Annotated in this window: 15 protein-coding genes and 1 pseudogene; 9 read left to right on the top strand and 7 right to left on the bottom strand. The window is 51.8% G+C overall.

Annotation, left to right across the window (positions count from 1 at the left end; genetic code table 11):
* Positions 1–144: 144 nt before the first annotated feature.
* On the bottom strand, positions 145–1,344 hold the full coding sequence (locus ACUU1I_RS15020) for a BaiN/RdsA family NAD(P)/FAD-dependent oxidoreductase (RefSeq protein WP_000439150.1): 1,200 nt from the start codon (positions 1,342–1,344) through the stop codon (positions 145–147).
* Positions 1,345–1,575: 231 nt separating this feature from the next.
* Between ACUU1I_RS15020 and pitA the strand changes: the two genes are divergently transcribed.
* A complete protein-coding gene (gene pitA, locus ACUU1I_RS15015) occupies positions 1,576–3,075 on the top strand; it encodes an inorganic phosphate transporter PitA (RefSeq protein WP_000902779.1) in 1,500 nt (499 codons plus the stop codon).
* Between the two features lie 70 nt (positions 3,076–3,145).
* Here pitA and uspB read toward each other — a convergent pair whose 3' ends face one another.
* Positions 3,146–3,481 carry a universal stress protein UspB gene (gene uspB, locus ACUU1I_RS15010; RefSeq protein WP_000626187.1) on the bottom strand — a complete coding sequence of 112 codons (336 nt, stop codon included), beginning with the start codon at positions 3,479–3,481 and terminating at the stop codon, positions 3,146–3,148.
* A 390-nt stretch (positions 3,482–3,871) separates the two neighbouring features.
* Between uspB and uspA the strand changes: the two genes are divergently transcribed.
* Positions 3,872–4,306, top strand: a complete 435-nt coding sequence (uspA, locus tag ACUU1I_RS15005; protein WP_000323571.1) for a universal stress protein UspA — start codon at positions 3,872–3,874, stop codon at positions 4,304–4,306.
* A gap of 98 nt (positions 4,307–4,404) precedes the next feature.
* Here the strand turns inward: uspA and ACUU1I_RS15000 are convergent, their stop codons facing one another.
* Positions 4,405–4,458: a hypothetical protein gene (locus ACUU1I_RS15000; protein WP_213061748.1), complete on the bottom strand. Its 54-nt coding sequence runs from the start codon at positions 4,456–4,458 to the stop codon at positions 4,405–4,407.
* A 153-nt stretch (positions 4,459–4,611) separates the two neighbouring features.
* Between ACUU1I_RS15000 and dtpB the strand changes: the two are divergent.
* A pseudogene (dtpB, locus tag ACUU1I_RS14995) lies at positions 4,612–6,081 on the top strand (dipeptide/tripeptide permease DtpB).
* 48 nt (positions 6,082–6,129) lie between these two features.
* On the opposite strand, the gene rsmJ reads toward dtpB, so the two are convergent.
* A complete protein-coding gene (rsmJ, locus tag ACUU1I_RS14990; protein WP_000686608.1) occupies positions 6,130–6,882 on the bottom strand; it encodes a 16S rRNA (guanine(1516)-N(2))-methyltransferase RsmJ in 753 nt (250 codons plus the stop codon).
* 7 nt (positions 6,883–6,889) lie between these two features.
* Positions 6,890–8,932: an oligopeptidase A gene (gene prlC / locus ACUU1I_RS14985; RefSeq protein ID WP_005065284.1), complete on the bottom strand. Its 2,043-nt coding sequence runs from the start codon at positions 8,930–8,932 to the stop codon at positions 6,890–6,892.
* A gap of 202 nt (positions 8,933–9,134) precedes the next feature.
* Between prlC and rlmJ the strand changes: the two genes are divergently transcribed.
* Together rlmJ and gorA are read left to right on the top strand one after the other, a co-directional pair.
* Positions 9,135–9,977 (top strand): 23S rRNA (adenine(2030)-N(6))-methyltransferase, encoded by an 843-nt coding sequence (rlmJ, locus tag ACUU1I_RS14980; RefSeq protein WP_005052521.1) that lies wholly within the window; start codon positions 9,135–9,137, stop codon positions 9,975–9,977.
* Positions 9,978–10,048: 71 nt separating this feature from the next.
* A complete protein-coding gene (gene gorA, locus ACUU1I_RS14975) occupies positions 10,049–11,401 on the top strand; it encodes a glutathione-disulfide reductase (protein WP_000160805.1) in 1,353 nt (450 codons plus the stop codon).
* Positions 11,402–11,454: 53 nt separating this feature from the next.
* Here gorA and dinQ read toward each other — a convergent pair whose 3' ends face one another.
* A complete protein-coding gene (dinQ, locus tag ACUU1I_RS14970; RefSeq protein WP_077697495.1) occupies positions 11,455–11,538 on the bottom strand; it encodes a damage-inducible type I toxin DinQ in 84 nt (27 codons plus the stop codon).
* Positions 11,539–12,282: 744 nt separating this feature from the next.
* Between dinQ and arsR the strand changes: the two genes are divergently transcribed.
* The 3 genes from arsR to arsC are packed head-to-tail and all read left to right on the top strand — an operon-like array spanning position 12,283 to position 14,417.
* Complete coding sequence (gene arsR / locus ACUU1I_RS14965; RefSeq protein WP_000008955.1) at positions 12,283–12,636, top strand: As(III)-sensing metalloregulatory transcriptional repressor ArsR; 354 nt, start codon at positions 12,283–12,285, stop codon at positions 12,634–12,636.
* Between the two features lie 53 nt (positions 12,637–12,689).
* Complete coding sequence (gene arsB, locus ACUU1I_RS14960) at positions 12,690–13,979, top strand: arsenite/antimonite:H(+) antiporter ArsB (RefSeq protein ID WP_000922639.1); 1,290 nt, start codon at positions 12,690–12,692, stop codon at positions 13,977–13,979.
* Positions 13,980–13,991: 12 nt separating this feature from the next.
* Positions 13,992–14,417 carry a glutaredoxin-dependent arsenate reductase gene (gene arsC / locus ACUU1I_RS14955; RefSeq protein ID WP_000065769.1) on the top strand — a complete coding sequence of 142 codons (426 nt, stop codon included), beginning with the start codon at positions 13,992–13,994 and terminating at the stop codon, positions 14,415–14,417.
* Positions 14,418–14,550: 133 nt separating this feature from the next.
* Here arsC and ACUU1I_RS14950 read toward each other — a convergent pair whose 3' ends face one another.
* On the bottom strand, positions 14,551–14,847 hold the full coding sequence (locus tag ACUU1I_RS14950) for an ArsR/SmtB family transcription factor (protein WP_001175589.1): 297 nt from the start codon (positions 14,845–14,847) through the stop codon (positions 14,551–14,553).
* A gap of 106 nt (positions 14,848–14,953) precedes the next feature.
* On the opposite strand from ACUU1I_RS14950, the gene ACUU1I_RS14945 reads away from it, so the two are divergent.
* A partial coding sequence (locus tag ACUU1I_RS14945) for a permease (protein WP_449144852.1) occupies positions 14,954–15,837 on the top strand: 884 nt, incomplete at its 3' end.

Here is a 15,837-nt window from a genome sequence, read left to right as displayed (position 1 = left end):
TAAATACACTATAAAATAACCACAACGGCAATAGCGTTAATTCGCTAACAAAACAGCGAGTTAACACCAGAATGTCGGATGCAGAACCGTACCAAAATGACTTAATAACGACATATACAAACGGCTGACGGGAAAACGTCATGGTTATTTCACAATTGACGCCAAATCCTGCGCACAAGCCCATGCACTCGACCACGCCCACTGGAAGTTATAGCCCCCCAGCCAGCCGGTAACGTCCATCACTTCGCCGATGAAGTACAGCCCAGGCACTTTGCGCGCTTCCATCGTCCGTGAAGAAAGTTCGTTGGTGTCCACGCCGCCGAGCGTCACTTCGGCAGTGCGATAGCCTTCAGTGCCGTTGGGTTGTACGCGCCAGTCGGTCAATGTGCTAATCAGTGCCTGTTGGTCACACACGTTGAGCTGTTTTAGCGAAACATCCGGGATTTGCCCGAGTTGCTGTAAGCGTTCAACCAACCGCTTCGGTAGATGAACCGCCAGTGTGTTTTTCAGGCTTTGATTCGGATGTGCGTTACGCTGCTCATTCAGGAAGGTTTCGAGGTCCACATCCGGTAGCAGATTGATACTGACAAATTCACCCGGTTGCCAGTAGCTTGAAATCTGCAACACCGCCGGTCCAGATAAGCCGCGGTGGGTGAAGAGTAAGTTCTCACGGAAAACGGTGCCGTTTTCAGTGGTAATCACGGAAGGCACCGCCACGCCCGCCAGCACCTGTAACTCTTCGAGCAACGGTTTATGCAGAGTGAATGGCACCAGACCCGCGCGGGTCGGCAGCACGTTGAGGCCAAATTGTTCGGCAATCTTATAACCAAACGGCGATGCGCCCAGCACCGGCATTGACAGCCCACCGGTCGCGATGACCAGCTTTTCGCAACCGACAGTCATGCCGTTCAGATCAAGCGTGAAGCCTGTTTCATCCTTCGCCACACTCAGCACTTCGCTACGCAATCTGAAGGTTACATTGCCCTTCTCGCACTCATCCACCAGCATGTCGACAATCTGCTGCGCGGAGTCATCGCAGAAGAGTTGCCCTAACGTTTTCTCGTGCCAGGCGATACCGTGTTTATTGACCAGATCAATGAAATCCCACTGGGTAAAACGTGCGAGTGCAGACTTACAAAAATGCGGATTCTGGCTCAGATAAGCGCCTGGTTCGACATAAAGGTTGGTAAAGTTGCAGCGCCCACCGCCAGACATAAGGATTTTGCGCCCTAGTATTTTACCATTATCGATCAGCAGAACCCGGCGTCCTGCCTGACCTGCCAGCGCAGAACAGAACATACCCGCCGCACCAGCGCCTATAATAATGGCATCAAACCTTTCCACGTTGCGCTCCTCTTAGAAAAAACGGGCGTGAATTGTAAAGATTCCTCAGTGGTCGCACCAGCATCAATATTACTAAAAGGAAGTATTTGCCTGAATTATATAAGATAATTATTTTTTGAGTGAAATCCATACAGGAGGCAAATCAAAAAAAGTCTATATTTCACTTTGCCCGCGCCGCGAAAGTCACTGATAATGCGCCGCGTTCATGTCCTCAAAATGGCGTAACGTCCTATGCTACATTTGTTTGCTGGCCTGGATTTGCATACCGGGCTGTTATTATTGCTTGCACTGGCTTTTGTGCTGTTCTACGAAGCCATCAATGGTTTCCATGACACAGCCAACGCCGTGGCAACCGTTATCTATACCCGCGCGATGCGTTCTCAGCTCGCCGTGGTTATGGCGGCGGTGTTCAACTTTTTGGGTGTTTTGCTGGGTGGTCTGAGTGTTGCCTATGCCATTGTGCATATGCTGCCGACGGATCTGCTGCTTAATATGGGATCGTCTCATGGCCTTGCCATGGTGTTCTCTATGTTGCTGGCGGCGATTATCTGGAACCTGGGTACCTGGTACTTTGGTTTACCTGCATCCAGCTCTCATACGCTGATTGGCGCGATCATCGGGATTGGTTTAACCAATGCGTTGATGACCGGGACGTCAGTGGTGGATGCACTCAATATCCCGAAAGTATTAAGTATTTTCGGTTCTCTGATCGTTTCCCCTATTGTCGGCCTGGTGTTTGCTGGCGGTCTGATTTTCTTGCTGCGTCGCTACTGGAGCGGCACCAAGAAACGCGCCCGTATCCACCTGACCCCAGCGGAGCGTGAAAAGAAAGACGGCAAGAAAAAGCCGCCGTTCTGGACGCGTATCGCGCTGATCCTTTCCGCTATCGGCGTGGCGTTTTCGCACGGCGCGAACGATGGTCAGAAAGGCATTGGTCTGGTTATGTTGGTATTGATTGGCGTCGCGCCAGCAGGCTTCGTGGTGAACATGAATGCCACTGGCTACGAAATCACCCGTACCCGTGATGCCATCAACAACGTCGAAGCTTACTTTGAGCAGCATCCTGCGCTGCTCAAACAGGCTACCGGTGCTGATCAGTTAGTACCGGCTCCGGAAGCTGGCGCAACGCAACCTGCGGAGTTCCACTGCCATCCGTCGAATACCATTAACGCGCTCAACCGCCTGAAAGGTATGTTGACCACCGATGTGGAAAGCTACGACAAGCTGTCGCTTGATCAACGTAGCCAGATGCGCCGCATTATGCTGTGCGTTTCTGACACTATCGACAAAGTGGTGAAGATGCCTGGTGTGAGTGCTGACGATCAGCGCCTGTTGAAGAAACTGAAGTCCGACATGCTTAGCACCATCGAGTATGCACCGGTGTGGATCATCATGGCGGTCGCGCTGGCGTTAGGTATCGGTACGATGATTGGCTGGCGTCGTGTGGCAACGACTATCGGTGAGAAAATCGGTAAGAAAGGCATGACCTACGCTCAGGGGATGTCTGCCCAGATGACGGCGGCAGTGTCAATCGGCCTGGCGAGTTATACCGGGATGCCGGTTTCCACCACTCACGTACTCTCCTCTTCTGTCGCGGGGACGATGGTGGTAGATGGCGGCGGCTTACAGCGTAAAACCGTAACCAGTATTCTGATGGCTTGGGTGTTTACCCTTCCGGCTGCGGTACTACTTTCCGGCGGGCTGTACTGGTTCTCCTTGCAGTTCCTGTAATCGTACGCACCAAAACGAGCGGGTCAGTTTACTGGCCCGCTTTTTTTATGCGTTATTATTGCTGAAGTGCTTAATGCCAAATCATCAATGCAATCAGGCTGACCACCACCAGACCACACAATGCGCTAGTCAGAATAAACTGCCGACGCACCCGCTCACAGCGGCGAATAAACTCATCATCGTGATGATCGCGATAACGTTGGGCATAGATATACCAAACGAGACGCACCTGTTTGTTGGGTTGGCCATGTGAGGTAAAAAAGCCCCCTCCATCAACATATTGATAGAGCAATGGATCGCAGTTACGCAGTACCACTAACAACGCGCGTAGTGATGAGAAATAGCGCGCCATGTTAACAATGCAAACGACACATAAAGCCCAAAATAATGCGACGGTGCTTATCATACCTCCTCCCCGGCGACCTGCCCGCGGAGTTCCACCCCGGGGCTACCGCTCCCGATACGCTGCCAATCAGTTAACACCAGGTCCTGGAGAAACCGCTTTTGTGGTGACCAACATCCGAGCGGCTCTATAGATAGTGTAGGAGATCAGGTTGTTTTTTTTCCAGAAGGTTAACCACTATCAATATATTCATGTCGAAAATTTGTTTATCTAACGGGTAAGCAAGGCGGATTGACGGATCATCCGGGTCGCTATAAGGTAAGGATGGTCTTAACACTGAATCTTTACGGCTGGGTTAGCCCCGCGCACGTAGTTCGCAGGACGCGGGTGACGTAACGGCACAAGAAACGCTAGCTGGCCAGTCATCGACAACTTTATGGAAGGAGTAACACTATGGCTTATAAACACATTCTCATCGCAGTCGATCTCTCCCCGGAAAGCAAAGTTCTGGTAGAGAAAGCAGTCTCTATGGCTCGCCCCTACAATGCGAAAGTTTCTCTGATCCACGTAGATGTAAACTACTCTGACCTATACACCGGGCTTATTGATGTGAATCTGGGTGATATGCAGAAACGCATCTCTGAAGAGACACATCATGCGCTGACCGAGCTTTCCACTAATGCAGGCTATCCAATCACTGAAACCCTGAGCGGCAGCGGCGACCTGGGCCAGGTTCTGGTCGATGCAATCAAGAAATACGATATGGATCTGGTGGTTTGTGGTCACCACCAGGACTTCTGGAGCAAACTGATGTCTTCCGCACGTCAGCTGATCAACACCGTTCACGTTGATATGCTGATTGTTCCGCTGCGCGACGAAGAAGAATAATCATCCCTCCACGACGTGTTCCTGAACGCCCGCATATGCGGGCGTTTTGCTTTTTGGCGCGCCTTGTTACCTGATGCAGCGTAAACCCCTTATCTGGCCTACGATCTGCGTACGCAATCAAAATCTCCTGCCAATACAAAATTTAACACCATCATTAGTGTGATCAGCTGGTTATTTTCTGTTGTAATAGTGTATTAATCTATTCACCGCATCAATATTAAGAATCTCTGACAGATGTAAACTTTTTCGCGCGTTATCCCTTACGCGTTCATACTTTTCAGGATGGTATTGGAAGGTTAATAAATATTAATACAACAACACCCATGGGGATGCTGCAGCAACCTCGCCCATTTTTCATGATCTTTTTTGTCGAGTTATGGGAGCGATTCGGCTACTACGGCGTGCAGGGCGTACTGGCGGTTTTCTTCGTTAAACAGCTTGGATTCTCGCAAGAGCAGGCTTTTGTCACTTTTGGTGCTTTTGCTGCACTGGTCTATGGCCTCATTTCCATTGGCGGCTATGTCGGCGACCACCTGTTGGGGACCAAACGCACCATTGTTCTTGGAGCACTTGTGCTGGCGATTGGCTACTTCATGACCGGCATGTCGCTACTTAAGCCTGACCTGATTTTCATCGCCCTGGGGACTATCGCTGTCGGTAACGGCCTGTTTAAAGCTAACCCAGCCAGCTTGCTTTCGAAGTGCTATCCGCCGAAAGATCCGCGGCTTGATGGCGCATTCACCCTGTTCTATATGTCGATCAATATCGGCTCGTTGATAGCGTTATCGCTGGCCCCTGTGATCGCTGATAGATTCGGTTATTCAGTCACCTACAACCTGTGCGGGGCGGGGTTAATTATCGCATTACTGGTTTACATCGCCTGTCGTGGAATGGTGAAAGACATTGGTTCTGAACCCGACTTCAAGCCGATGAGCTTCAGCAAACTGTTGTACGTATTACTTGGCAGCGTGGTGATGATCTTCGTATGTGCATGGCTGATGCACAACGTAGAAGTCGCCAATCTGGTGCTGATTGTTCTCTCCATCGTCGTCACCATCATCTTCTTTCGTCAGGCATTCAAGCTGGATAAAACCGGGCGCAATAAAATGTTTGTCGCCTTTGTCCTGATGCTCGAAGCGGTGGTGTTTTACATTCTCTACGCCCAGATGCCAACATCGCTGAACTTCTTTGCCATCAACAACGTGCATCATGAAATTCTCGGTTTTTCCATCAACCCGGTCAGCTTCCAGGCGCTTAACCCGTTCTGGGTGGTACTCGCCAGCCCAATACTGGCAGGCATTTACACGCATCTGGGTAACAAAGGCAAAGACCTCTCGATGCCGATGAAATTTACTCTCGGCATGTTTATGTGCTCACTGGGCTTTTTGACGACTGCTGCTGCGGGAATGTGGTTTGCGGATGACCAGGGGCTGACATCGCCATGGTTTATCGTGCTGGTGTATTTATTCTAGAGCCTGGGTGAATTGTTTATTAGCGCCCTTGGCCTGGCGATGATTGCTGCCCTGGTGCCGCAGCATTTGATGGGCTTTATTCTCGGGATGTGGTTCCTGACGCAGGCTGCCGCGTTCTTGCTGGGCGGCTATGTGGCAACATTTACCGCGGTGCCGGACAACATTACCGATCCGCTTGAGACGTTGCCCGTCTATACCAACGTGTTTGGTAAGATTGGTCTGGTCACGCTGGGCGTTGCAGTAGTGATGCTGTTGATGGTGCCGTGGCTGAAACGCATGATTGCGACGCCGGAAAGCCATTAATTATTCTTGCAGAAAGCAGGGTAGCGTTATCGCTACCCTGCTTTACTTTTACACTGGCGTACCTGCATAGATATCAAAGCGATGCCCTTTAGTCACAACCGCGTTTGGCGTGGCGACATTCGCCAGCGGTGGCGCGTAGTCCGGGCGCTTTACCACCACGCGTTTGGTCGCCAGCAAGCGTGCAGGCTCCAGTAATCCATCGGCATCAAGATCCGGCCCCACCAGCGACTGAAAGACACGCATCTCTTTTTTCACCAGCGCGCTTTTCTGCTTATGCGGGAACATCGGATCGAGATAGACCACCTGCGGGCGTGGGGTAATATCGGTTAGCGCCGTCAGGCTGGAGGCGTGAATTAACTGCAACCGCTCCTGCAACCAGCCGCCGATTTCCGCATCCGCATAACCACGCGCCAGGCCGTCGTCGAGTAGCGCGGCAACCACTGGATTACGCTCCAGCATCCGCACGCGGCAGCCGACTGAAGCCAGTACAAAGGCATCGCGCCCCAGCCCTGCGGTGGCGTCCACCACATCCGGCAAATAATCGCCTTTAATGCCCACCGCTTTCGCCACCGCCTCACCGCGACCACCGCCGAATTTGCGTCGGTGCGCCATCGCTCCGCCAACAAAATCAACAAAGATGCCGCCAAGTTTTGGCTCATCACGCTTGCGCAATTCCAGATGTTCCGGCGTTAACACCAGCGCCATCAGGTTGTCTTCATCGTGCTCCAGCCCCCAGCGGGCCGCCAGAACAGATAAGGCGCCGTCTCCGGCGCCTGTTTCATCAATTAAGCAGATTTTCACTGAATGATCAGCCCTTAATGCCGTAATGCTCCAGCATCGCATCCAGCTGCGGTTCACGACCACGGAAGCGTTTGAACAGATCCATCGGCTCTTCTGAACCGCCACGGCTCAGAATGTTGTCGAGGAACGACTGCCCGGTTTCACGGTTGAAAATGCCCTCTTCCTCAAAGCGCGAGAAAGCATCTGCCGCCAGTACGTCAGCCCACAGGTAGCTGTAGTAACCTGCCGCATAACCACCGGCGAAAATATGGCTGAAAGCGTGCGGGAAACGGCCCCAGGACGGAGATGGCACCACGGCAACCAGTTTCTTGATTTCTGCCAGAGTTTCGAGGATTTTTGCCCCCTGATCCGGGCGGAACTCGGCATGAAGGCGGAAATCAAACAGGCCGAACTCCAGCTGACGCAGAATAAACAGCGCCGCCTGGTAGTTCTTCGCCGCCAGCATTTTATCCAGCAACTCTTTCGGCAGCGGTTCGCCGGTTTCATAGTGACCAGAGATAAACGCCAGCGCCTCCGGCTCCCAGCACCAGTTTTCCATAAACTGACTCGGCAGTTCGACCGCATCCCACGGCACACCGCTGATACCGGAAACACCAGCGGTTTCGATGCGGGTCAGCATATGGTGCAGGCCGTGACCGAACTCGTGGAACAGGGTGATCACTTCGTCGTGAGTGAACAGCGCCGGTTTACCATTTACCGGGCGGTTGAAGTTACAAGTCAAATACGCGACCGGTTTTTGCAGAGAACCATCAGCTTTACGCATCTGGCCTACGCAGCCATCCATCCACGCCCCGCCGCGCTTGTTTTCACGGGCATACAGATCGAGGTAGAAGCTGCCGCGCAGTTCGTTATTTTCGTCATACAGTTCGAAGAAACGTACATCCGGATGCCAGACATCAACATCTTTACGCTCTTTAGCGGTGATGCCGTAAATACGTTTCACCACTTCAAACAGGCCGTTAACCGCTTTGTTTTCCGGGAAGTACGGACGCAGCTGCTCGTCGCTGATGCTGTAGAGGTGCTGTTTCTGTTTTTCGCTGTAGTAAGCGATATCCCACGGCTGCAACTCATCGACACCAAATTCGGCTTTAGCGAAGGCACGCAGTTGCTCCAGCTCTTTTTCGCCTTGCGGACGCGCGCGTTTTGCCAGATCGGTTAAGAAATCCAGCACCTGCTGCGGGTTTTCTGCCATTTTAGTGGCAAGGGATTTAAAGGCGTAGTTTTCAAAGCCCAGCAGTTGCGCCAGTTCGTGACGCAGCGCGAGGATCTCTTCCATCACCTTGCTGTTATCCCACTTACCGGCGTTCGGGCCTTGATCGGAGGCGCGGGTGCTGTAAGCGCGATACATCTCTTCGCGCAGAGCCTGGTTGTCGCAGTAGGTCATTACCGGCAGGTAGCTTGGGATATCCAGCGTCAGCAGGTAGCCTTCCAGCTCTTTCGCTTCGGCCTGGGCTTTTGCCGCAGCCAGCGCGCTTTCTGGCATCCCCGCCAGCCCCGCTTCGTCGGTAACGAGTTTGGTCCAGCCCATCGTCGCATCGAGGACGTTGTTGCTGTACTGGTTGCCCAGTTCAGAAAGACGGGTAGCAATTTCGCCGTAACGCTGCTGTTTCTCTTTCGGCAGACCTATGCCAGAGAGTTCAAAATCACGCAGGGCGTTATCAACCGCTTTCTTCTGCGCCGTGTTCAGCGTGGCGTAATGATCGCCATCGCGCAGGTCGCGGTACGCTTTATACAGCCCTTCATGTTGCCCTACCCAGGTGCTGTATTCCGACAGCAGCGGCAGGGTTTGTTCGTACGCTTCACGCAGTTCCGGGCTATTTTTCACCGAGTTCAGGTGGCTGACCGGGGAGAAGATACGCCCCAAAACATCGTCCACTTCCGCCAACGGCTGGCAGAGATTTTCCCAGGTGTACGGTGCCCCTTGCGCTACTACGCGCTCCACATTTTCGCGGCAGTCGTTCAATGCCTTAGTCACGGCTGGAACGACATGTTCCGGGAGAATTTTAGAAAACGGAGGCAATTCAAAGGGAGTCAGTAACGGATTCGTCATTAGCGCAGTCCTGGTTAAAGAGGTTAAGGAAGCGCTCAACAGGCGCTTTACATAATGTGTGTAGCATGGGGTTAAGTGTAGTGAATTTCAATGGGAAACGTTACGCTTTCGCGGCGGCGGCCTCTTTTCGGTATACTGTCCTGATAGGCTTTTGTGCGCCCCGAATACGGGCCAATTTTTACTTACCGGAACACCTTTACCCATGCTCAGTTATCGCCACAGCTTTCACGCTGGCAACCACGCCGACGTCCTTAAACATACCGTTCAGAGCCTGATCATCGAGTCGCTGAAAGAGAAAGATAAACCGTTTCTCTATCTCGACACCCACGCAGGGGCCGGGCGTTATCAGTTAGGTAGCGAACATGCCGAGCGTACCGGCGAATATCTCGAAGGTATCGCCCGTATCTGGCAGCAGGACGATTTGCCCGCAGAACTGGAGGCGTACATCAATGTGGTAAAACACTTCAACCGTAGCGGCCAGTTGCGTTACTACCCCGGTTCGCCGTTGATTGCTCGCCAGCTACTGCGCGAACAAGACAGCCTGCAACTGACCGAACTGCACCCGAGCGATTACCCGTTGCTGCGTTCTGGATTTCAGAAAGACAGCCGTGCACGCGTCGAAAAAGCCGACGGTTTCCAGCAACTTAAGGCCAAACTGCCGCCGGTTTCTCGCCGTGGTTTAATCCTTATCGACCCGCCGTATGAAATGAAAACCGACTATCAGGCGGTGGTCAGCGGGATAGCAGAAGGTTACAAACGTTTCGCCACTGGCACTTACGCATTGTGGTATCCGGTGGTGCTGCGCCAGCAAATTAAGCGCATGATCCACGACCTGGAAGCGACCGGCATTCGCAAAATTCTGCAAATTGAACTGGCGGTGCTGCCAGACAGCGATCGCCGTGGCATGACCGCTTCCGGCATGATTGTGATTAACCCGCCGTGGAAGCTGGAACAGCAGATGAATAACGTGCTGTCGTGGCTGCACAGCAAACTGGTTCCGGCAGGTACCGGGCACGCCACCGTAAGCTGGATCGTGCCGGAGTAATTGCAGCCATTGCTGGCACCTATTACGTCTCGCGCTACAATCGCGGTAATCAACGATAAGGACAATATGTCATGACTAAACACTATGATTACATCGCCATCGGCGGCGGCAGCGGCGGTATCGCCTCCATCAACCGCGCGGCTATGTACGGCCAGAAATGCGCACTGATTGAAGCCAAAGAGCTGGGCGGCACCTGCGTGAACGTCGGCTGCGTGCCGAAAAAAGTGATGTGGCACGCGGCGCAAATCCGTGAAGCGATCCATATGTACGGCCCTGATTATGGTTTCGATACCACCATCAACAAGTTCAACTGGGAAACGTTGATCGCCAGCCGTACCGCCTATATCGACCGTATTCATACTTCCTATGAAAACGTGCTCGGTAAAAATAACGTTGATGTAATCAAAGGCTTTGCCCGCTTCGTTGATGCCAAAACGCTGGAAGTTAACGGCGAAACCATCACGGCCGATCATATTCTGATCGCCACCGGCGGTCGTCCGAGCCACCCGGATATTCCAGGCGTGGAATACGGTATTGATTCCGATGGCTTCTTCGCCCTTCCTGCTTTGCCAGAGCGCGTGGCGGTTGTTGGCGCGGGTTACATCGCCGTTGAGCTGGCTGGCGTGATTAACGGCCTCGGCGCGAAAACGCATCTGTTTGTGCGTAAACATGCGCCGCTGCGCAGCTTCGACCCGATGATCTCTGAAACGCTGGTCGAAGTGATGAACGCCGAAGGCCCACAGTTGCATACCAACGCCATCCCGAAAGCGGTAGTGAAAAATGCCGATGGTAGCCTGACGCTGGAGCTGGAAGATGGTCGCAGTGAAACGGTGGATTGCCTGATTTGGGCGATTGGTCGCGAGCCTGCCAATGACAACATCAACCTCGAAGCCGCTGGCGTTAAAACCAACGAAAAAGGCTATATCGTCGTCGATAAATATCAAAACACCAATATTGAAGGTATTTACGCGGTGGGCGATAACACGGGTGCAGTGGAACTGACACCGGTGGCAGTTGCAGCGGGTCGCCGTCTCTCTGAACGCTTGTTTAATAACAAGCCGGATGAGCATCTGGATTACAGCAACATTCCGACCGTGGTCTTCAGCCATCCGCCGATTGGTACTGTTGGTTTAACGGAACCGCAGGCGCGCGAGCAGTACGGCGACGATCAGGTGAAAGTGTATAAATCCTCTTTCACCGCGATGTATACCGCCGTCACCACTCACCGCCAGCCGTGCCGCATGAAGCTGGTGTGCGTTGGGCCAGAAGAGAAGATTGTCGGTATTCACGGCATTGGCTTTGGTATGGACGAAATGTTGCAGGGCTTCGCGGTGGCGCTGAAGATGGGCGCAACCAAAAAAGACTTCGACAATACCGTCGCCATTCACCCAACGGCGGCAGAAGAGTTCGTGACCATGCGTTAAATGTTAAAGGGCTAAGAGTAGTGTGCTCTTAGCCCTTAATTACGTTTCCGCTATCAGTTCAGAAGCTGAAGCAGAAAGCGGATCAGTTCCAGCAGCACAATTAACGCCCCAAGAACGATGATTGCTTTATCAATCACCCGTTTTCTCCATGCGATGGAGTGAGAATGCATCCGCTTACTCATCCACTGCCTGTCACGGCGCATGCCTCATTGTTAGATGTGGGCAATCTCACTCCGGCCAGAGCATCAGTTAACGGCACCACCCGTACTTCTGACCAGGACTTTGAAAGCGTTTATGCGCATTGCCAGAGTGAAAATGCCTCAGAGCTAACTGGATAATCATACAGTGTAATTAGGCTAAATAACCAGCATAACCTTGCAATAGTTTCAGTATGGTATTAGCATTGATGCGTTAGATGATGGCATTCTCACTCCAGCCAGAGCCACCAACTCTGGGCTGAAGAGTAAAAAAACCGACGCGAAGTCGGTTTTTTTACGTCCGGATTCGGACAAGGCTTGGTACGGCAGCGACCCGATGAAAGTATATAAATCCTCTTTCACCACCATGTATAGCAAACTGTCCCTTCTCCAGCTGAAGAAATCGCTAACGCTTGCAATGTTAGCCACTGGCTAATAGTATTGAACCGTTAGATGTGGGCATTCTCACTCCAGCCAGAGCCACCAACTCAGGCTGAAGAGTAAAAAAACCGACGCAAAGTCGGTTTTTTTTACGTCCTGATTCAAACCGCCTTTCAAATGAATAGCCAACTCAAAATTCACACCTATTACCTTCCTCTGCACTTACACATTCGTTAAGTCATATATGTTTTTGACTTATCCGCTTCGAAGAGAGACACTACCTGCAACAATCAGGAGCGCAATATGTCATTTCTGTTACCCATCCAATTGTTCAAAATTCTTGCTGATGAAACCCGTCTGGGCATCGTTTTACTGCTTAGCGAACTGGGAGAGTTATGCGTCTGCGATCTCTGCACTGCCCTCGATCAGTCGCAGCCCAAGATATCCCGCCATCTGGCATTGCTGCGTGAAAGCGGGCTATTGCTGGACCGCAAGCAAGGTAAGTGGGTTCATTACCGCTTATCGCCGCATATTCCAGCATGGGCGGCGAAAATTATTGATGAAGCCTGGCGATGTGAACAGGAAAAGATTCAGGCAATTGTCCGCAACCTGGCCAGACAAAACTGTTCCGGAGACAGTAAGAACATTTGCAGTTAAAAATTTAGCTAAACACATATGGATTTGCACATGTGTTTTATCCGGGAGGCATTATGTTACTGGCAGGCGCTATCTTTGTCCTGACCATCGTATTGGTTATCTGGCAGCCGAAAGGTTTAGGCATCGGCTGGAGTGCAACGCTCGGCGCGGTACTGGCGTTGGTTACGGGCGTGGTTCATCCGGGTGATATTCCGGTGGTGTGGAATATCGTCTGGAACGCGACGGCGGCGTTTATTGCCGTCATTATCATCAGCCTGCTGCTGGATGAGTCCGGCTTTTTTGAATGGGCAGCGCTGCACGTTTCACGCTGGGGCAATGGACGCGGTCGCTTGCTGTTTACCTGGATTGTCCTGCTCGGTGCCGCCGTTGCGGCCCTGTTTGCCAATGATGGCGCGGCGCTTATTTTGACGCCGATTGTCATCGCCATGCTGCTGGCTTTAGGATTCAGTAAAGGCACGACGCTGGCGTTCGTGATGGCGGCCGGATTCATTGCCGATACCGCCAGCCTGCCGCTTATTGTCTCCAACTTGGTGAATATCGTTTCCGCTGATTTCTTTGGCCTCGGCTTTCGCGAATACGCCTCGGTGATGGTGCCGGTGGATATCGCCGCGATTGTTGCCACGCTGGTGATGCTACATCTCTATTTTCGCAAAGATATTCCGCAGAACTACGATATGGCGCTGCTGAAATCTCCCGCAGAAGCGATCAAAGATCCTGCTACGTTCAAAACTGGCTGGGTTGTTTTACTGCTTCTGCTGGTGGGATTTTTCGTCCTGGAACCGCTCGGCATTCCGGTGAGCGCCATTGCAGCTGTGGGCGCACTGATATTATTTGTCGTCGCTAAACGCGGTCATGCGATTAATACGGGTAAAGTCCTGCGCGGTGCCCCCTGGCAGATTGTCATCTTCTCGCTCGGCATGTATCTGGTGGTTTATGGCCTGCGCAATGCCGGATTAACGGAATATCTTTCTGGCGTACTCAACGTGCTGGCGGATAACGGCCTGTGGGCCGCGACGCTCGGCACCGGATTCCTCACCGCCTTCCTCTCTTCTATTATGAACAATATGCCGACGGTACTGGTTGGCGCGTTGTCCATTGATGGCAGCACGGCATCTGGCGTTATCAAAGAAGCGATGGTTTATGCCAACGTGATTGGCTGCGATTTGGGGCCGAAAATTACCCCGATTGGTAGCCTGGCAACGCTGCTCTGGCTGCACGTACTTTCGCAGAAGAATATGACTATCAGCTGGGGATATTACTTCCGTACAGGGATTATCATGACCCTGCCTGTGCTGTTTGTGACGCTGGCTGCGCTGGCGCTACGTCTCTCTTTCACTTTGTAATGAGATACTGATATGAGCAACATTACCATTTATCACAACCCGGCCTGCGGCACGTCGCGTAATACGCTGGAGATGATCCGCAACAGCGGCACAGAACCGACCATTATCCATTATCTGGAAACTCCGCCAACGCGCGATGAACTGGTCAAACTCATTGCCGATATGGGGATTTCCGTACGCGCGCTGCTGCGTAAAAACGTCGAACCGTATGAGGAGCTGGGCCTTGCGGAAGATAAATTTACTGACGATCGGTTAATCGACTTTATGCTTCAGCACCCGATTCTGATTAATCGCCCGATTGTGGTGACGCCGCTGGGAACTCGCCTGTGCCGCCCTTCAGAAGTGGTGCTGGAAATTCTGCCAGATGCGCAAAAAGGCGCATTCTCCAAGGAAGATGGCGAGAAAGTGGTTGATGAAGCGGGTAAGCGCCTGAAATAAAGCGGCGATATCCACTGCCGATAGTTGGTAAAGTGCGCTTTGTTTATGTCGGATGCGACGCTAACGCGTCTTATCCGACCTACAAAACCGTGCAAATTCAATATATGGCATGAAATATGTAGAGCGTAGCGCATCAGGCAATTTTGCTATTTACGCAGCACTCCTCGCGTAAGAATTCAATTATCGCTTCCAGCATTGCGTATTGCGAAACACACATCAGCGTCCGACTCTCACGGTTTTGTTTGACCAGTCCTACCGATACCAGTGCTGATATATGGTGGCTGAGTGTGGAGCCAGGTATCCCAAGCTGCTTTTGCAACTCACCGACCGGCAACCCTTGTTCCCCGGCTTTGACAAGATGTTTAAATATGAACAAACGGGTCGGGTGACCTAGCTCTTTCAGCGCTTTAGCGACTTCTTCCAACTGCATATGACACCCCTCTGTCTGGTTGATATTTCGATAATACCAGAAATATCTTGATCTGAATTTCATTTCGATTATTCTGGAAATATAGATTTACCCAATGAGGTTACGTATGAGTAGTTGGCTTGCGATGCTGCAAGATGCCGCAGAGATGTTTGTGTTTCTCGCCGTCGAGCTTTCGTTGCTGTTTATAGTGATTAGTGCCGGTGTCAGCCTGATAAGACAAAAGGTGCCAGACCATAAAATCCAGCAGATGATGGGGGCCAGAAAAGGGAGAGGCTATCTCCTGGCTGCTCTGTTGGGAGCCGTTACCCCGTTCTGTAGTTGCTCGACAATACCCATGTTACGTGGATTGTTGTCAGCGAAAGCCGGGTTTGGTCCGACTCTCACTTTTTTATTTGTTTCACCATTACTTAATCCCATTATCGTCGGACTAATGTGGATGACCTTTGGTTGGAAAGTCACCTTGTTGTACGCGATTATCGCAGCCGGCGTCTCCGTTCTTGCCAGTATTATCCTGGATTCTCTGGGGTTTGAACGTCATATCATTGCCAGTAAAAGCTCATCAGCAAATTGTTGTGCTCCAGCAAAAACTTCGCCGGGAACGACATATACGCCCATAAAAGTGAGTTGTTGTAGTCCAGCGGCTAAAGCCATTGAGAACCCCGTAGTTACCTGTTGCAGTACCAAAGCTGTAGTAAGTATTAATCCCATAAAACTAGCCACCAAAGATGCGTTGCAACAGTTTAAAGATGTACTGCCATATCTTTTGTTAGGAGTATTAATAGGATCTTTTATTTATGGCTTTATTCCCTCAGCGTGGATTGCCGCTCATGCAGGAGCAGATAATCCCTTCGCCATCCCATTAAGCGCCGTTGTCGGTATTCCGCTGTATATCCGGGCTGAGGCGGTTATCCCTCTGGCATCTGTTCTGATGACAAAAGGAATGGGTCTGGGAGCATTAATGGCATTAATCATCGGCAGTGCCGGCGCAAG

This window comes from Shigella sp. SIG3 (assembly GCF_053555855.1).
This window is presented reverse-complemented; position numbering and strand designations above follow the sequence as displayed.